The following is an 18,416-nucleotide window of genomic DNA, read 5'->3' on the forward strand; positions in this document are numbered from 1 at the left end:
CTACGCCTCCTTTTTTAATAATTCGAAACCTTCCGAATTATCTTTCATTTTATTAAATATCTGATTCAACTCACCAACTGTCGAAGCATCAAGAACAAAGTCTTTCTGAATCTTTCCATCCTCAAGAAAGATTATTCTGTCTGCAACATGGCGGATAAATTCATAATCATGAGAAATCACAAGCACAGATGATTTCTCCCTAAGCTTAATAATTTCATTTGAAACTTTTTCCATTGAAGAAACATCAAGTCCGCTCGTAGGTTCATCAAAAATAATCAGATCGCGGTCGCAAAGCATCGCCATTCCAATCTGCAGTCTCTGCTTCTGCCCGCCGCTCAATTCAAACGGATGAGAATCCTTAAACTTTCCAAGTCCAAGATATTCAAGACACTCATCGATTTCCTGCGGCGCCTTCTTTACAAGTGAAAGTTCATTTTTTACAGAAGTTCCAAAAAGCTGATAATCCGGGTCCTGCATGATAAAAAACGGCAGACTCGAAGTTGTAACTTTTCCATAATCCGGTTTATAAGTTTTACAAAGAAGTTTTGCAAGCGTTGTTTTACCCGTACCATTACAGCCGACAAGAACTGTAATCTCACCCTTGTATAATTTGAGATTCACATCTATCAAAATATTTTTATAACCAGCACCCTGTAATTCAGCAACAGGTTTTATGTGTTCTTCTGTTTTGGGCAATTTTAAAAGATAAGGAACATCAAGAGAAAATAAATCAAAACTTCTTGTATCATAAGTGCCTTTTTTGAAAGCACGCTCGCTGTTGTAAACAGTAAGCTCGCCGTTTTCCATAATGAACACTTTATCAATAATATCATTCAGATAATAAAATCTATGGTCAGCAACAATTACTGTCATGCCGTCAGCCTTAAGCCGTTCAATGATACTGCCAAGTTTCATCGCATTTCCGTAATCAAGATTTGCAGAAGGCTCGTCAAAAAGAACAATTTTTTGATTCATAGTAAGAGCCGAAGCAAGCGCAATCATCTGACGCTCGCCACTCGAAAGAATGAAGATATTTTTATCCAGAAGATTTTTAAGGCCAAATTCTTCTGTAAGCTGAGCTAGTTTCTTTTCCATAGTGGCTTTTGTCCAGCCGTAATTTTCCATCGGGAAAACAAGTTCGCTTGTTGTGTTATCAGTAAAAAACTGAGAGCGTGGATTCTGGAATACCGAACCAATATCGCTATTCAGTTCATGCATTTTTAGTTTGCTGTATTCTTTTCCATTTATCATAAGCTTGCCAGAAAGATGTCCTTCTGTAACTGCAGGTATCAATCCGTTTAAACATTTAAGAAGAGTAGATTTTCCACAACCGCTGTTTCCAGTAAGAAGAATAACCTCCCCTTTTTTGATTTCAAAGTTTACATTTTTGATTCCTTCATCAGAATCCATATATGAAAAAGTCAGATCCTCCGCCTGAAGCACAGTTTCCTTATTTATTTCCTGAACCATATAAAACCTCCTGCTAATCCTGCAGCAAAAATTGCAAGAAATACAAAATCAGTAAATCTGAATTTCTGTTCAAAATATGAAGAACGTCTTACAGGAGCATCAATTCCTTTTACAAGACCGGCAGCAGTAACTTCTTCTGAAAGTGCTGCACAACGGAATAACTGTGGAACTATAAAATACTGAAAACTTTTTACAGGATGAAGCCAGGTAAATGAAATCCCACGAAGTCTCATCGATTCCAGAATATACTTAAACTCGCGCGAAAATGTCGGAACATATTTCAAAGTGATTGTAACGGCTACTACAAGTACGCGTGGAATTCTCATAGTCTCCAAAGCCGAAAGTAACTCAGCCGAAGTATAGCGCTTTATCAAAGCAAAAACCATTGCAAAACAAGGAACCGACTGAATCAAAACTACAAAGAATAATGATAGATAAGAAAGAGACGAAAACTGTATTCCCAAAATAATCACTGCCTGCATCACTGCGTAAATTCCAATAAACGCAAACATAATTTTGAAACAGCCCATCAATATAAGAACAGTCAAAGCAAAAGCAGCCAGAAAATACTGCAGGTAAGTTCCCCTCAAAAAGATATACATTGTAGGTGCAAGTATATTTATGATAATCAGAACAATAGGATTGATATTTACTTTATGCATACATTTCTCTCTGATATGTTAGTTCTATATAACATACATCAGCATAATAACGAATTATCATTACGTTAGCAAGTACTAACAATATTTAAATATTTTTTTTGTTAGTATTGACTAACTTTTAAATACACTGTATACTATCAATCAGTTAGTCGTTCCTAACTTTTTACAAAACCATATTTATGAATGAGGTAATATATGAAAGTTGCTGTAATATACGCAAGTACAACTGGTAATACAGAGGCAATGGCGAATGCCATTAGTGATGCAGTAAAGGCCGCTGGTGCCGAAGTCATTTTCAGTACAGCTGACAGTGCAAATAAAGACGATGTGCTTTCAAGCGATGTTATTCTTCTTGGAAGTCCTGCAATGGGAGATGAAGTTCTTGAAGATTCAGTAGAAGAATTCTACTCCGGAATTGAAGGCTCCCTTAACGGAAAAAAAGTTGGAATCTTTGGTTCATACGATTGGGGTGACGGACAATGGCTCCGCGACTGGACTGACCGTTTGAACAATGCCGGTGCAGTAAGCATTGCAGAACCACTTATGGTTCACCTTACTCCGGAAGAAGCAGATGTTGAGCAGTGTAAGGCTTGGGCAGCATCTGCAATAAAATAGGCTCTTATAAAATAAATATATATTTTGAGCCGTCTGGTTTATGTCATGGCCAGACGGCTTTTTTTTGAGGATTTAAGAAATGAGTTTTGATCAGATAATTGTTCATTCCAGTTCACCAACTTTTTGTAATATCAAACCGGGAAATTTGTTCTTTGTAAAAAATGAAGACTTTGATAATGATAAGTTTGAGGCGTGGAAAGAATCCTTCTTCAAGCGAGGACTCATGGCTTTTTCTTCTCAAATATCTGAAACTTCAACAGCTATTCTTGTTCTGAATGTCTGCTGGACCAGAAAGATTTTAGCTGATGTATTTGTACAGGCTTATTTATCTGAAAAGGGATATCATACAGGCAGCGTTTTTGATTTTGTAGAGGAACTGTTTTCTCGTATGATTGAAAATGAAGGCTTTCCTCATGAAGTAGGGGTGATTCTTGGATATCCGGTAGAAGATGTGATTGAGTTTGAACATCACCAGGGGCATGACTGTAAGTACTGTGGCTGCTGGAAATCGTATTCCGATATCGATAGAGCAAAAGAATGTCACTGTAAATTTACAGAATGCAGCAGGTTGTGCGAAAAATGGTACGACGAAGGCTATTCTATTAATCAGATTATTACAAAATATCAGACATTAAAAACCGTTGCGTAAAAAAAATCCGCCCGAACTCAAGGAGCCCGGGCGGCATGATAGGACTTAAAAATCTTTAGAGTGTTTATCTTAACTTCTTATAACCGTAAACTACAGCCTCCCCCAACTCTTCTTCGATGCGAATCAGCTGATTATATTTTGCCATACGGTCTGTACGGCTCATTGATCCAGTCTTAATCTGTCCTGAGTTTGTAGCAACTGCGATATCTACAATTGCAACTTTGTTTAACATTGTATTACCTCTTAAAATACACTGTTAGTTTTGACTAACTAACACAAACAGTATATAATATCACTGATAAAATGAAAAGAGGTTATTAATGAAAGAATATGTCTGGCTTTTTCCAATTATCTTTATGTTTCATGATATGGAAGAAATAATCGGCTTTAAATTCTTTTTGCGTCAGAATGAGGAAGAGTTGAATAAGCGCTTCCCTTTTATTCTACGCCGTTACAAAGACTTTTCAACAGAAGGTTTTGCTCTTGCCGTTTACGAAGAACTCATTCTCTGTATTTTGATTTCGACTCTTGCATATTTTATTGATCGTAATTTTCTCTGGTATATCTGGCTGGGGGCTTTCCTTGGATGTGATCTTCACTTTTTTGTACATTTGATTCAGGTAAGCATTTATCGTCGCTACATTCCAGCCTGCATCACAAGTTTGATTTGCCTGCCGGTGAATACACTGATTCTCTGTAAGTGCCTTTTGTGTATTGAAGATACAGCGCTTTTCGCTGGTGCCTTTATGGCGCTCGGAGCATGTCTTGTTTTTGTGAATATCTTTATTGCACAGAAATTAATGGGTTGGTTTACTAAAAAAATTATAAGATAGGAATAAAAAATGATGTCCACCACTGCTGATATGAAGTAGTGGTGGACATCATAATAACATTGTAATTTAAATTTTGCTTTGGCTAATTATGAGCATCAATTACGGTATAGAATGCGGCATTTGCTTCGTAAGTGTCGCCAATGTCGTATTGTGGTAAGTTTTCCTTACCTGTGTCATAAATAACAGTTTTAGTTGTGGTGGTTACATTATCAACAAGATTAAAAAGAAGTGGATATGTTTTTTTACCACCAGAACTTGCTGGATTTATCCATGAAGATTCATTATTGATACCCCAGATTGTGATACAGGTAACTTTGTTGGTTCCAGAATATTTTTTTCCGTATTTTTGAAGCATTGTAAAATATTGGGCATAAGCTTGATTTGCTGCTTCTTGTGTTTCTGCAGAGAAATCAAGTTCTGAAACATGAACATCTAGTCCAAGTGCAAGATAGCGTTTAAGTGCAGTTTCGTATCCATCAACTCCAGGCCATGAAACTCCAACGTGTGACTGCATAGCCATTACGTCAATTCTAGGTGCTACTGAGTTACCATTTATTGTTTGTGCTTCACCTTCTTTTACACTTGTTAGTAATTTGCAGATTGCACTTGTTTTGTAGCCTCCGCCATATTCCATATATTCGTTATAATCATTGTAGCAAAGTTTTACATCACTTGGAGCATAGGCATTTGCAAAACGGAAAGCATTTACAATAAATTCTTCATCACCATAAATCTGGAACCAGCGTGAACCACTGTTAGCAGGAGACTTATCTTTTGTGCCATCGGTAGAGCCTCTAAGCCAGTTTTGACCATCACCTGTATAAGTTTGTCCTGCATCGTCGGCAGTTGCTTCATTTACAACATCCCAAGCCCAGATAATGTGATTTCCAGTTCCATATCCGTTTGCTGATTCCCAATTTGCAACACATTCAAGAACTGATTTTATATACCATTCATGACGGGCAGTCATTGTTTCTTTATCAACTGGATTAGTCAGAAGTCCATCGTCCCCGACACTTGCATTATAACCTTCAGCAAAGAAATCATCCGGAGTTTGAGAATGCCATGTAAGAACATGTCCGCGCATCTGAACTCTCATCTTTTTGCAAACACTCAATGTGGCATAAATAAGATTTTCGTTGCCTAACTTATTTGGAACTTTGATTGTTTTGCCATTTGAGCCAGTAAAATCAACCATTGTTTGTTTTGCACCATCACCGTTATTCCACCAGCCAAGAACAAATTGTGGTTTTAATTCATTCCCAAGGGTAATTGAATTTGCGTGCTTTGCAATACCATTCTGAATTTCTTCATAATATAATTCTGTAGGTTTACTCCAGTTAGAGCCGTCCCATGTATAAGTTGCAGTGTATTTGTTGCTGCCTGTTTGTTTCAGACCAAAGTTTCCATATTCTGCTGCAATTCCAATGTAATCAAACTGATCTTTATAGGTTTCATAAATGGAAGGAACTGAATCACTGAGCCATTTTTTAGAAACAGCTTCTGCAGCTTCGGCCTCGGCATCCGAATCACTAAGCTTTGTAATAGACTCTTCTTTTGCAGAAATATCACTAATAGAATATGAAACAGCATCTTCATTTTCATGTGTAATAATAAGTGAAAAATCTTTTAGGAAGATGATAAAATCAGCAGGAGTTATTTGATTTGTGCTAAGATAGAAATATGCACCGCTTCCTAATTCAATTGCATCGTCCCCTGTCTTAGTTCCAGACACTGTTACCCATTTACTTACGCCAGGTTCAAATATTTTACTTGCAATCACAGGGTAATTTGAGTTACCAGCGTTTATCTGCCACATTAAATTTGCATCTGTTTCGCTTTTGTTTATGACAAGCATTTTTGTTGTAAAAGCAACTGAAATCTTTTTGCCTTTATATTCAGTGAGACTTATAGTTAGAAATGAATCAGGATTACTTTTTTCCCCATCAATCTTTGTTACCGAATAATTGACAGGTTTTTCCTCTACGTCTTTTTTGCACGAAGCAAATCCAAACACCAAAACCAATGCCGTAAATAATGCGACAACTACATTAAATTTTCTCATTCAATCTACCTCCATAAAAGATTATTGAGAGCAGACTTTTTGATATGATTAGTATTTTAAGATTATAACATAGAAATTTGTATTTCTATAAAAAAAGCGAAAAAATAAGATTTTTATTAGAGAGACTGAAATTATAAAAAATTAAAAGAACACACCCTTCACAAAAATCTCAATTCCAATTCCAACGAGGATGAGGCCGCCGAAGAGTGTAGCTTTTGCGCCGAGTTTGTCGCCGGCTTTTTTACCAATCAAGAGACCTGTCATGCAAATTACGAAGGTTACGCCGGCAATAATCAGCGAGGCAACAAGCGCCATCAGAAAGCCATAATCTGCAATTGTAAATCCGACAGAAAGTGCGTCAATCGAAGTGGCAACTCCCTGAATCATCAGAGTTGCAAAAGTCAGCTTTACACAATTATTTGATTCTTCGTTTTCACAGTCACAGTGCACTGCTTCCCAAATCATCTTGCCGCCAATCCACAAAAGCAGGGCCAGCGCAATCCAGGGAATCAAAACTTCAAACTTTGAAAAATATTCAACAATCGTGTGAACACAAATCCAGCCAATCATAGGCATGGCAAACTGGAAAAAAGCATAAACGCCAGCAATAAAACACATGCGGCTTTTTTTCATGGAAGATTCACTAAGGGCATTTGCGATTGAAACTGAGAAAGCGTCCATGGCAAGACCAACGCCAAGCAGAACGCTGTTTACAAAAAAGATAAGATTCCATTCCATAGTAAGAGTCCTTAATCATGAGTCTCGCTATTTAATTCAAGCCAGGATCGAAGTGCCCGCCGGCAATTCAGATTCCAGTATGTTGACTTGTTACGTTTCTGAAGGTCCAGAAACGCCAGCTACTCCCCCATGGAAGAGATTTGAAAATGTTTTTAGATTATGCCACAAGCATGTATGACTGGTCAAGATTACACAGGAAAATTAAATTGCAACTTGGAGTATTTTTTGTTATTTGGAGTAGTGATTTTTTTATGTGATTTATATTATAATTATGTTAGTTCTTACTAACATAATTATTTATTAATGGAGGTTAGTATGAGTGATAAGCAGGACACCCGCGAAATGTTAGTCAGCGGAAATGTGTTTAAGACAATGCTTACTCTGAGTGTGCCGGCTGTGCTCGGTATGGTTGTTATTGGGCTCTATAATTTTATGGATGCCGTTTTTGTAGGACAGATGGTAGGTCCAGTTGCAATGACTGCAGTAAAAGTTTCCTACCCTTTTACTCTTATAAACAGCGGTATTGCAACCTTGATTGGTGTTGGTTCTTCTTCGGTTCTTTCACGCGCTATTGGAGAACGCGACCAGGAAACTGTTGATAAAATAATGGGAAACCTAATTTCATTTGTTTCCCTTCTTTCTGTAATTGTTATTGTTGCTGGTCTCATTTTTACACGTCAGCTTTTGTCTCTTGCAGGTGCTGAAGGTGAAGTTCTTGAGCAGGCAGTTCGTTATCTTCGTGTTGTATTCTGCGGTTCTCTTTTTGTAAACCTCGGTCAGTCTACAAACATGATTATGCGAGGAGAGGGAAAACTCAAAAAGGCTATGGCAATCATGGCAACAAGTGCAATCCTCAACATTATCCTCGATCCTGTTTTGATTAAGGTATGTGGTGAAGGAAACGGCGTTCTTGGAGCTGCCTTTGCAACAATCATTTCTCAGATTGTTTTGATGATTATGTCTTTCTTCTATTTCCTAAAGAAGAGTGACACTGTAAAAATTCACAAGATTAAGTTTGAAAAGACTTTGATTAAACCAGTTTTAAGTGTTGGAGTTTCTGCAATGTTGATGCAGGTTATGTCTATGCTTCAGCAGACAGTTTTGTATAACACAGCCTCAAAATGGGGCGGCAGTGAATGGCAGACAATTCTGGGCGCTGCCTTGAGTTTACAGGCCTTCTCATTCATTCCTCTGTGGGGAATCAGTCAGGGCTTCCAGCCGGCAATCGGTACAAACTATGGAGCAAAGCTTTTTGACCGCGTTGGAAAGTTTACACGCTGCTTTATGGTTTCAGCTACTGTAGTTGCTCTGATTTTCTACATTCCGATTATGTGCTTACCTGCAAAAATGCTTTCTATGTTTATTACTGATGCAGCAATTGTTGAAGCAGGTGCACCAATGCTCCGTGTTCTCTTTGGAGCATTTATTACTTATGGAGTTTTGATTCTTGCAATCACATTCTTCCAGGCAATTGGAAAAGCAAGCGCAGCTTCTATTCTTGCACTTTTAAGACAGCTGTTCTTATTCCTGCCTTTAGTTCTTCTTTTACCAAACATTAATGGACTTGGAATTAAAGGTGTATTCTACGCTCAGTTGTTTACAGATCTTATAGTACTTGCACTTGCCGTAATCTTTATGTGTGGAGCATTTGGACGATTTAGAAGAGCATAGAATAAAATTATCATCCTGAACTTGTTTCAGGATCTTTTTCAGGAGGTCTTATGAATAACGAAGTTCTTTTCAAAACCTACATGAATCTCATCTGTAAATGCGAGGGCGAAGAAGTCTACCGCATGATTGGGCCTGTGGGTGAAGGCATTATTAAACACACACATATTGCCAAAGGAATTGAACTCGTTTATTCGGAGCTGGAATCCTATAATCCGAATTATCAGGAAGAAAAGCGCGAGGTTGATGGTCTTGAGATTATGTACATTGCTGAAGGCCACGGAGAATTTGAACTGCAAAACAGACAGTTTGTAAGCGGCGACAAAGGTGATGTCATGATTTTCAACAGTAAAACGGCAGTCAGAAAATGTAGTCTTGGCAAAAGCGGTATGAACTGCATAAGCCTTATCATTTTTTGCGAAGATACAATTGCTTTTTTGAATGAGTTTTTTGATACCAGTGATTTTAATGATTCCAATTTTTTTAGTGAAATTCGAAAGAGCACTTCGGCGGTGTCGTATCCTGGCAGCGACCTGCTGGAGAAGCTCTTTCTTGAAATGATGAAATTACCCGGAGAGTTTTCTGCATATAATCTTAAGCTTGCCGTAGTTCAGGCAATTCTTTTGTTGATGCAGAGAAAAGACAAACGCGATTCAACTGATTTATATTTTAGCGGAACTACCGGTCGTAAGGTACAGAATGCCCGCAGAATCATAAACTCAAATCTTGAACAGGAAATTTCAATTGAAGAACTTTCCGAAAAAATAAACTTGAACCGCACTACCCTTCAAAAAGTTTTCAAAGAAATGTACGGTCTCACAATAAACGAGTACCGCACAAAATCCCGCATTCAGCTTGCAAAAAATCTTCTTGCTTCTACCGATCTTTCAATCACAGAAATTGCAGGCCGCTGCGGTTATACAAATGCCAGTAAATTTTCAGAGGTCTTCAAACGCAACGAAGGCATTCTTCCGAAAAACTGGCGTGAATAAACTCATATTCCATAGGAGGAATTTATGAAAGTTTCTAAAATCAATACCTTCTTTCGTAAGGTTGGAGAAGGCCAGATAAAGCACCGTAAGCTTTGCATAGCAATTCTTTTAATCTGGACTCTTATCTGTCTTTCTGGAATGCAGAATTTCCGTTCTGAAAGTACAAACAGCGACTGGATTGTAAACGGAAGTGAAGTTCAGGTAAACTCTGATCACTTTAAAGAAATGTTTGGTAACGACCAGTATGTTCTGGTTCTTGTTCAGGCCGATGACGTTTTTACCCCAGAGGTTCTGAATATGATAGACCGCCTCGGAGACAGGCTCGAAACCGAAGTTCCTTTTGCAGACAAGGTGACTTCGCTTACAAATATTACAGTTCCAATTGGAGTTGATGATGGTCTTGATGTAAAGAGTCCTTTTGATGATGGTATTCCAACAGATCCGAAAAAACTCACCGAAATCAAAAAGTTCATGCTCAGCCGTGAGTCTATCGTAAACAATCTTGTTTCTGATGACGCAAAGGAAACCTGGATAACCTTAAAGCTTCGTCCATTCCAGAACGAAAGTGAAGACGTAAGTAAAGTAGGTCATACCGCAGAAAAAGTCATTATGAACGATGAGTTTAAAAGTGATAAATGGTCTCTCATGCCAATTGGAAGCGCCTACACTACCGCAGAAAAAGAAGATGTACTTACAAAGGATATGGCAACAAGAATAGTACTCGGACTAATTGTAATGCTCCTTTGTCTGATTATTTTTGTACGTACAGTTTCCGGAGTTATTGTACCTTTCCTTGCAACAATTCTTGGAATTGGAACGGTACTTGGTTTTACAGGGCTTCTTAAAATTCCGGCTGATTCAGATTTAATGTCACTTCCACTTCTTCTTGGAATGGCTCTTTCCATTGGTTATGCCCTGCACTATATCAATGCATTTAAGATGCACTTCAGACAGACCGGTAAACGCAAAGAATCTGTTATTATGGCTGTAGAAGATTCAGGCTGGCCAATTCTGTTCACGGTTATTACAACCGCCGCTTCTCTGCTTTCATTTATGTTTGCTGCCATCAGACCAATGCTCTGGCTTGGTGCTGTTGCTGCAAGTGTAGTAGTAATGGTTTATTTTTATGTAATCATTCTTATTCCAATTTTCTTAAGCTATGGTAAAGACAAGCAGCCTGAAGCAATAGAAACAAAAGGTGCTACAAAGGCAGACCTGGCATTCGAAAGCTTTGGTAAAAAAATCGTAAAACACAGTAAGCTTGTTACAATCATTTCTGTACTCATTATTGCAATCTGTATTCCGGGAATTCTTAAAATGGAAGTAAACATGGATTATTTAAAGTTCATGGGAAACAAGGTTCCATTTGTTCAGCGAATTGAAAAAATCCTTGAAACAAAAATCGGAAACCTTTACAGCTATGATGTTATGATTGAGTTTGATGAGGATGATGCATTTAAAGATCCTTTGAATATGCTTGCTCTCGAAGATCTGGAAAAAGATTTAGGTAAGCTTCAGATGACAAAAATCACAAACGGAAAACCACGTGTGCGCAGCATTACAAGAATGGTAAAAGAGATGAACCGCGTTTTCAACAGTGATGATATGGCTTATTACACAATTCCAGAAGATCCGGAGCTTCTTGCCCAGCTTCTCTTCTTCTATGAAATTTCAGACAGTGAATCTCTTTTCAGTGAGCTTACAGAAAATTACAGCGCAGCTTATGTTCATGTAGAAATTTCAGATTACAATGCAAACAAGATTGTAGAAGATATTACAAAGGCAGAAGCATATGCCCGTAATTACTTCCCAGGTGCAAAGGTTGCTGTGGTTGGAACTATTGCCGAAAACGCAGCTATGAACGAAACAGTCGTAAAGAGTGAACTTAAATCATTCGGTTCTTCGTTCATCATGATTGCCATCCTTATGATTATTGTTTTTGCAAGCATCAGAACAGGTCTTATTTCCATGATTCCAAACCTTGCGCCCGTTCTTTTGATTGGAGCAGTTATGGGCTACAGTCATATGCCGCTCGACGAGATGACAATGATGGTTATGCCTATGATTCTTGGAATTGCAGTTGATGATACAATCCACTTCTCAAATCATATAAAAACAAAACTGGAGACAGGCCGCTCTTATAAGGAAGCAGTAACTGAAAGCTTCCGAGAGATTGGCAAAACTATGGGAACAACAACCTTTATCTTGTGTTTAATGTTCCTTATGTACTGCTTCAGCCCGATTACGGCTATGTTCAGAATTGGTCTTCTTTCAATGGTGGGACTTGGTTCTGCGCTCGTTGCAGACTACACTCTCACCCCGGCTTTGATTTACCTCCTCAAGCCACTCGGAAAAACTAATTCTGATATAGAATAAATGAGTTTCTCCTCCTAACTTTTTTGAGTATCCGTTTAGCGGCGGATACTCTTTTTTATTTACGGATACTCTTAGGCGCAGTCGGGTCAGTCTAGACTAAGAGTAAACTTGAATTATGTCTAATTTATATTACATAATTAGTATAATTACATTGACTTTAAATATAAAGCATTTATAATATTCTCTATGAATGAAACTTTGAGAAGTTTAAGAGAACAGAATAATTATTCTCAGGCGGCAGTGGCTTCATATCTTGGAATTTCAAGACAGATGTATATTAAATATGAAACTGGAGCCGCCATACCACCCGTTAAGGTTGTTACTGATCTTTCCAATTTTTATCGAGTTCCTTATGATGTTATTATTGAAGATAAGTTGAATCAATCTATAAATAATAAACTTGAGAATTCAAAGTCATCTAAGTATCCACATCAAAGAAGTGAAGATATTACCTGGGAACTTCATGAACCAGGTGCAATTTATAGCCCACAGGAAACCTCATCTTCATATTATCTCAAAGCAATTCTCGAAATGCTTCCAAAACTTGTTTATAAGGAACAGTTAAAAGTTCTTGAGAAAGTTTCAGGAATGGTTCAGACAGCTACAGAAGAAAAACTTAAATCTAAAAAACAAAATTCTTTTTATGATAAGTTAACGGAACTGAATAATAAATATCATCCAAACTCTCATGGAGAAAAATGGACTAGAGAGGAATTATATGAAAGATAAAAAGAGTGATCAAACAGTAACAGAAAGCAATAAAATCTTTTTTGATACAAACATTCTGGTATATTCAGTTGATGAAAATGATTTACAAAAAAAAGAAATTGCATCACAGCTATTAACAGATGCTTCAAGCTCAAAATCTGGTATTATTTCTACTCAGAGTCTTCAAGAATTTTATAATGTTGCCGTAAAGAAGCTCAAACTTTCAAAGCAGATTGCAAAAGAATATGTTGAACTATTTTCCAGTCAACTAACTGTCAGACAAGTCACCGTACCTCTTATCTTGAACGCAATTGATATAAGCATAAAAAACAAACTTTCTTTTTGGGACTCTCTAATTCTCTCTTCTGCCAATGACAATGGCTGCATTATTGTTTATTCAGAAGATTTAAATAATGGTCAGATTGTTGGCGGCACAAAGATTCTTAATCCATTTACTTCAGTCTAGTGAATTAATTCCATCTTAAAATCGCAGCAGTCGCCGCCGGTTCCGATTGTTTTTGTTCTGGTAAACTTCAGGCCAGGAATATTTCCGTAACTGTAAATGTCGTTTTCACAGAAGAGTTTTGTCAGTTCCGGACAACCTGCTTCTGTCAGGTATTTGTTGTAAGGGCACTGTGTAATGTCCATTCGGAACTCACCTTTAGGACATTCATAAAAGATATTTTTGAAACCAGATGCTTCGCCGAACATTTTACGGCTCATAGAATCCCACATACTAAGAAAAAATTTTTTGAAACCCGGTATATAAGTCATTTTGGCAAGAGATTTTCCAAACTTTGAGGACTTTTCTTTCATTGTATACTGCATGATTTCAAAAGCCTGCTCAGGAGCCTTAGCTTTTAATGAAAGATAAATTGCTGCTGTGGGAAAAATAAAACCATGGGTATGAACCTGCACTCCCTCCGGAAGGCCATCATACTTATTCAGCATATCTTCGAGCTTTTTCTTAGACAGAAGCCATACTTCAAGACTAGTATTTGCATCAAGGCGTTTTTCAATTTCTTTTCTTATAAACTTTTTTCCTTTTAGAATTTCATCTGCATTTTTCATTTTTTATCCTCGTCAGATATGTTATATCTTTTAACTATTATTAGTCTAGACTAAAATTTCTTGCCGCCTATTTTGCTTGACTAACCTACTAAATAACTGTATTATTAAATTGTTAGTTGCCACTAACAGTACTATGTCATACGTAGTTCTTTAGCTCTTATAAAATATTTATTAAAGTTTGTTGTTAATCTACTCAAGAGCCGCCAAGTTTGCCAGATGGCGGCTCTTTTCTTTTACTTCATCATTGCTTTTAAATCTGCAAAACGACCTTTTTCATCTGTATGGGCTTTATTATGCCTTGCTACCTGGGCAATTCCTTTCATTTCTGAAAGGTTATGATATCCATGACTCTTCATAAACTCTTTAAGGCCATTTTGAATATCAATTGCAACATTAGGATTTGTAAATTTAGCCTGCCCTATTTCAACTGCACTGGCACCTGCCATAATGAATTCAACCGCATCCTGCCAGGTACAAATTCCTCCTATTCCAACAACAGGAACTCTCTGCTCTGGAGAAAGTTTATCAATATCGATTGCAACCCCATGAATCATATTTATTAAACTGATTGCATCTGCACCGGCCTTAATATTCGGACAGATTATATTAAGCTCTATCATATTGCAGTCAGTTTTATCGAGCAGTTTCGCTCCCTCTACGTAAGACTCTATATCACTTACTCCACGGAAATTCTGTCCAAAGGCCAGGGAGTTCCAAGTGGTCCAATTATTGAAATATCATCCCAAAGAGTCATATGACAAAGTTCCCCAGTTCCTCTTCCCTTCTCGAGAATCATAAACTGAACCAGAATCTTTTTCTTTCCCTCGTTACTTTTCCACTCTTCAGAATGATATACGCTGATGGGTCTGTTATAGTGAACAGCAGATTTAGCACTCCTGATTAAATAAAACTGGCCTGCTTTAGGAACAGCCTGATTTGGCCGCTCACATTCTATAGTCGTTTGCAAAAGATAAACATTCGGCTGACCTTCTATTTTTTCAAGACGCTCAACCTTTGTCTTCCCAAAAAACTGTAAACCGTTTCCATTTTCATCAATCTCTGCTAAATCCATGACTGTCCACCTTTATTGTGTATTATTAATCCAGAAATTTATCCGCGAAAGAGGATGTTGTTTACAACTCCCTCGAGGTATTCCTCGCGACCAGAACCTGGATCAGATGGCTTTTTCATTTCTGCAGCACGGGCAGCAAGTTCTTCAAGAGTTGTCTGTTTATCACGAATCTTTTTTCCAATACCACTTTCGTAGCTTGAATACTTTTCTTTGATGAAGCCGTCAATTCGTCCGTCTTCAATAATTTCTGCAGCCTTAATCAGACCAAGAGCAAAAGTATCCATTCCCATAATGTATGCATGGAACATATCTTCAAATGTGTTTGAAGGACGGCGGTTTTTAGAATCAAAATTGAAACCACCTGTAAGACCACCAGCCTTCAGAACTTCGTACATCGCAAGAGTTGCATCATAAACATTCCATGGGAAATTATCTGTATCCCAGCCAAGGATTGGATTTCCCTGGTTAGCATCTACAGAACCAAGCATTCCGTTTATGCGGCTGATGCAAAGTTCATGCTGGAACGTATGATTTGCAAGAGATGCATGATTAGCTTCGATATTCATCTTAAAGTCTTTATCAAGACCATACTGACGAAGGAAACCGATAGCTGTTGCAGCATCAAAATCATACTGATGACTCATCGGCTCCTTTGGCTTAGGCTCGATATAGAAATCACCCTTAAAACCGATAGAACGGCCATAATCAACAGCCATATGCATGAGGTTAGCAATGTTTTCCTGTTCAAGCTTTACATCTGTATTAAGAAGAGTTTCATACCCTTCGCGACCACCCCAGAATACATAACCGCGACCACCAAGTTTTACAGTAATCTCAAGTGCTTTTTTTACCTGAGCAGCAGCAAAGCAGTAAACATCTGCAGAGTTAGTAGAACCTGCTCCGTTCATAAAACGTGGATTACCGAACATATTTGCAGTTCCCCACAAGCATTTAATGTCGGTACCCTTTGTCTTCTCCAGAATATAATCAGAGATTTCATCCAGACGTTTGTTTGTAACGTTGATATCATTCGGATCTTCTGGTACAAGGTCTACATCATGCCAGCAGTAGTATTTTATTCCGAGTTTTTTCATAAACTCGATACCGGCATCAACCTTAGCTTTTGCATGTTCCATAGTTCCCGGAGTCTGTCCAAAAGATTTATCTGCAGTTCCAGAACCGAACATATCTACACCATTAGCGCCAAGGTTATGCCACCATGCCATTGCAAATGGAAGATGTTCAGACATCTTTTTTCCCATGATTGTTAATTCAGGATTGTAATACTTGAATGCCCATGGGTTTTTACTATCTTTTCCTTCAAACTTGATTTGAGGAATATTCTTAAAAAACTCGCTCATTTTGAGCCTCCTATTTATTTATTGTTAGTTTTATCTAACTTTTATAAAGTTAGTATACACTAACTTTATAAAAAAAGAAATATGGAGGTCAAAAGAACTTATTTTATACACTCAACATACATTAAATCTATACGGCCGGGAACTACTTCACTGACGGTGATTTTCCAGCCGTTTGATTCCAGGAAGTTTTTATATTGTTCAGATGTCCACTGGTGTTCGAATTTTACGCCAAGCTTGAAGAGAAGTTTTTGCCAGAGATTAGGACTGGCAATTTTTCGTTCAATGAAATTTGGTGCTATAAGGAGCCCGCCTGTTTTCATAACACGTTCAATCTCACTCAAAACCTTTTCCGGATTTGGAACAATGTGCAGACAGTTTGCAATAATCACGACATCAAAAAAATGATCTGTGTATGGTAGGTTAGAAGCATCTGCAACTTCAAAAGAAAGATTTACAGGATTATTCCCTTTCTGTGCCTGCTTAATCATGTCCGGTGAAAAATCTGTTGCAACCATGCGATGGGTTACCTCTGCAACATTTTTTGCAATAAGCCCTGGCCCGGTTGCGAGTTCAAGAACATCCTTTCCCCTAACCTTTTCACGGATATGCGAATACATATAATCATAAATATTTTTCTGCGACTTCATCGCAAGTGAATAGATTGGTGCAAACCTGTCCCAGATCGATTTACTCATTTTTATCTCTTTTTCATTTAAAATATATAAATCCGCCCAGCTTTTCAGCAGGACGGAATATGATAGAACTAAAAAAATATTTATATTTTTACTTTAATTTTTTGTAGCCATAAACAGCAGTCTTACCCAGTTCTTCTTCGATACGGATGAGCTGATTGTACTTTGCCATACGGTCTGTACGGCTCATAGAACCAGTCTTGATCTGTCCTGAGTTTGTAGCAACTGCGATATCGGCAATTGTTGTGTCTTCAGTTTCACCCGAGCGATGGCTGGTTACTGTTGTGTAGCCGTGGCGGTGTGCCATTTCAATTGCTTCGAGAGTTTCTGTAAGAGAACCTATCTGATTTACCTTGATAAGAATTGAGTTTCCGGCCCCTAGTTTAATTCCCTTCTCGAGGAACTTAACATTTGTTACAAAGAGGTCGTCACCTACGAGCTGGCAGCGGTCGCCGATACGTGCTGTAAGTTTCTTCCAACCTTCCCAGTCATTTTCGTCGAGACCATCTTCAATCGAGTCAATAGGATATTTTGTGATGAGTTCTTCGAGGTAAGCAATCTGCTCATCGTCGCTCAATTCTTTTCCGTTTGGATCTTTTGGAGTTCCGTTTGAAAGCTGTTTGTAGTTATAGAAGAACTTGCCGTCTTTTTCTACAGAGAACTCACTTGCTGCACAGTCCATAGCAATCTTAATATCTTTTCCTGGCTTGTAACCAGCATCCTTGATTGCCTGAACAATACTGTCGAGTGCATCGTTGATTCCATCAAACTTTGGAGCAAATCCACCTTCATCACCTACAGCTGTTGAAAGTCCGCGCTTTTTAAGAAGCTTTGCAAGTGCGTGGAAAACTTCTGCACCCATGCGGATTGCCTCTTTTTCTGTTTTAGCACCTACAGGACGAATCATAAATTCCTGGAATGCAATTGGAGCATCTGAGTGAGCACCACCGTTGATGATATTCATCATTGGAACAGGAAGTACATGTGCATTTGCACCACCAATATAGCGATAAAGAGGAATATTCAAAGCCTTTGCAGCAGCCTGAGCAGTTGCAAGAGAAACACCAAGAATTGCATTAGCACCGAGCTTACTCTTTGTTGGAGTTCCATCGAGCGAGAGCATCTTCATATCAACTGCACGCTGTTCAAAAACATTAAAGCCCTTGAGAGCAGGAGCAATTACCTTGTTTACATTTTCTACAGCTTTAAGAACGCCCTTTCCACCATAGCGTTCCTTATCGCCGTCTCGGAGTTCAAGAGCTTCGTTTTCACCTGTACTTGCTCCACTTGGAACTGCGGCACGGCCGAAAACTCCGTTCTCAAGAATTACATCCACTTCTACAGTAGGATTACCACGTGAATCAATTATTTCACGTCCGATTACATTGCTGATTGCAACTTTGTTTAACATATTTTTCTCCTTGTCATGCTGATTCTGAAACAA

18 protein-coding genes and 1 pseudogene are annotated in these 18,416 nt (G+C 38.1%); 8 read left to right on the forward strand and 11 right to left on the reverse strand.

The window, feature by feature from the left end:
* On the reverse strand, positions 1 to 1,470 hold the full coding sequence (locus tag BMY21_RS08530; protein ID WP_074642869.1) for an ABC transporter ATP-binding protein: 1,470 nt from the start codon (positions 1,468 to 1,470) through the stop codon (positions 1 to 3).
* Positions 1,455 to 2,132, reverse strand: coding sequence for an energy-coupling factor transporter transmembrane component T family protein (locus BMY21_RS08535; protein WP_074642872.1), 678 nt, complete (start codon positions 2,130 to 2,132; stop codon positions 1,455 to 1,457). The genes BMY21_RS08530 and BMY21_RS08535 overlap by 16 nt, the downstream gene beginning before the upstream one ends.
* 195 nt (positions 2,133 to 2,327) lie before the next feature.
* On the opposite strand from BMY21_RS08535, the gene BMY21_RS08540 reads away from it, so the two are divergent.
* On the forward strand, positions 2,328 to 2,747 hold the full coding sequence (locus BMY21_RS08540) for a flavodoxin (protein ID WP_074642874.1): 420 nt from the start codon (positions 2,328 to 2,330) through the stop codon (positions 2,745 to 2,747).
* Between the two features lie 79 nt (positions 2,748 to 2,826).
* Complete coding sequence (locus BMY21_RS08545) at positions 2,827 to 3,396, forward strand: DUF3793 family protein (protein ID WP_074642877.1); 570 nt, start codon at positions 2,827 to 2,829, stop codon at positions 3,394 to 3,396.
* Between the two features lie 64 nt (positions 3,397 to 3,460).
* Here BMY21_RS08545 and eno (BMY21_RS08550) read toward each other — a convergent pair.
* Positions 3,461 to 3,610, reverse strand: a pseudogene (eno, locus tag BMY21_RS08550) (phosphopyruvate hydratase); the annotation flags it as partial.
* Positions 3,611 to 3,716: 106 nt separating this feature from the next.
* Between eno (BMY21_RS08550) and BMY21_RS08555 the strand changes: the two are divergent.
* Positions 3,717 to 4,229 (forward strand): HXXEE domain-containing protein, encoded by a 513-nt coding sequence (locus tag BMY21_RS08555; protein WP_074642879.1) that lies wholly within the window; start codon positions 3,717 to 3,719, stop codon positions 4,227 to 4,229.
* Positions 4,230 to 4,311: 82 nt separating this feature from the next.
* Here the strand turns inward: BMY21_RS08555 and BMY21_RS08560 are convergent, their stop codons facing one another.
* Together BMY21_RS08560 and BMY21_RS08565 are read right to left on the reverse strand one after the other, a co-directional pair.
* Entirely contained in the window at positions 4,312 to 6,294 is a 1,983-nt protein-coding gene (locus BMY21_RS08560) for an endo-1,4-beta-xylanase (RefSeq protein ID WP_074642882.1), read from the reverse strand.
* 141 nt (positions 6,295 to 6,435) lie between these two features.
* Positions 6,436 to 7,032: a manganese efflux pump MntP gene (locus tag BMY21_RS08565; RefSeq protein ID WP_074642884.1), complete on the reverse strand. Its 597-nt coding sequence runs from the start codon at positions 7,030 to 7,032 to the stop codon at positions 6,436 to 6,438.
* Between the two features lie 315 nt (positions 7,033 to 7,347).
* Between BMY21_RS08565 and BMY21_RS08570 the strand changes: the two genes are divergently transcribed.
* The 5 genes from BMY21_RS08570 to BMY21_RS08590 all read left to right on the forward strand — a co-directional run bounded on the left by BMY21_RS08570 (position 7,348) and on the right by BMY21_RS08590 (position 13,242).
* A complete protein-coding gene (locus tag BMY21_RS08570; RefSeq protein WP_074642887.1) occupies positions 7,348 to 8,703 on the forward strand; it encodes an MATE family efflux transporter in 1,356 nt (451 codons plus the stop codon).
* A 50-nt stretch (positions 8,704 to 8,753) separates the two neighbouring features.
* Entirely contained in the window at positions 8,754 to 9,692 is a 939-nt protein-coding gene (locus BMY21_RS08575) for a helix-turn-helix domain-containing protein (RefSeq protein WP_074642889.1), read from the forward strand.
* A 24-nt stretch (positions 9,693 to 9,716) separates the two neighbouring features.
* A complete protein-coding gene (locus BMY21_RS08580; RefSeq protein WP_074642892.1) occupies positions 9,717 to 12,068 on the forward strand; it encodes an efflux RND transporter permease subunit in 2,352 nt (783 codons plus the stop codon).
* Between the two features lie 186 nt (positions 12,069 to 12,254).
* A complete protein-coding gene (locus BMY21_RS08585) occupies positions 12,255 to 12,797 on the forward strand; it encodes a helix-turn-helix transcriptional regulator (protein ID WP_074642895.1) in 543 nt (180 codons plus the stop codon).
* Positions 12,787 to 13,242, forward strand: coding sequence for a PIN domain-containing protein (locus tag BMY21_RS08590; protein ID WP_074642897.1), 456 nt, complete (start codon positions 12,787 to 12,789; stop codon positions 13,240 to 13,242). The genes BMY21_RS08585 and BMY21_RS08590 overlap by 11 nt, the downstream gene beginning before the upstream one ends.
* On the opposite strand, the gene BMY21_RS08595 is transcribed toward BMY21_RS08590, so the two are convergent.
* The 6 genes from BMY21_RS08595 to eno (BMY21_RS08620) form a co-directional block, all read right to left on the reverse strand.
* Positions 13,239 to 13,847 (reverse strand): L-2-amino-thiazoline-4-carboxylic acid hydrolase, encoded by a 609-nt coding sequence (locus tag BMY21_RS08595; RefSeq protein WP_074642900.1) that lies wholly within the window; start codon positions 13,845 to 13,847, stop codon positions 13,239 to 13,241. The genes BMY21_RS08590 and BMY21_RS08595 overlap by 4 nt on opposite strands.
* Positions 13,848 to 14,080: 233 nt before the next feature.
* Positions 14,081 to 14,467 carry a beta/alpha barrel domain-containing protein gene (locus tag BMY21_RS16065; protein WP_074642903.1) on the reverse strand — a complete coding sequence of 129 codons (387 nt, stop codon included), beginning with the start codon at positions 14,465 to 14,467 and terminating at the stop codon, positions 14,081 to 14,083.
* 56 nt (positions 14,468 to 14,523) lie between these two features.
* Positions 14,524 to 14,919 (reverse strand): ferredoxin reductase domain-containing protein, encoded by a 396-nt coding sequence (locus tag BMY21_RS16070; RefSeq protein WP_074642905.1) that lies wholly within the window; start codon positions 14,917 to 14,919, stop codon positions 14,524 to 14,526.
* 38 nt (positions 14,920 to 14,957) lie between these two features.
* Positions 14,958 to 16,280, reverse strand: coding sequence for a xylose isomerase (gene xylA / locus BMY21_RS08610; RefSeq protein ID WP_074642908.1), 1,323 nt, complete (start codon positions 16,278 to 16,280; stop codon positions 14,958 to 14,960).
* A gap of 98 nt (positions 16,281 to 16,378) precedes the next feature.
* A complete protein-coding gene (locus BMY21_RS08615; RefSeq protein WP_074642911.1) occupies positions 16,379 to 16,975 on the reverse strand; it encodes a class I SAM-dependent methyltransferase in 597 nt (198 codons plus the stop codon).
* Between the two features lie 88 nt (positions 16,976 to 17,063).
* Positions 17,064 to 18,383: a phosphopyruvate hydratase gene (gene eno, locus BMY21_RS08620; RefSeq protein WP_074642914.1), complete on the reverse strand. Its 1,320-nt coding sequence runs from the start codon at positions 18,381 to 18,383 to the stop codon at positions 17,064 to 17,066.
* Positions 18,384 to 18,416: the final 33 nt, after the last annotated feature.

This window comes from Treponema bryantii (assembly GCF_900111035.1).
Lineage (GTDB): Bacteria > Spirochaetota > Spirochaetia > Treponematales > Treponemataceae > Treponema_D > Treponema_D bryantii_C.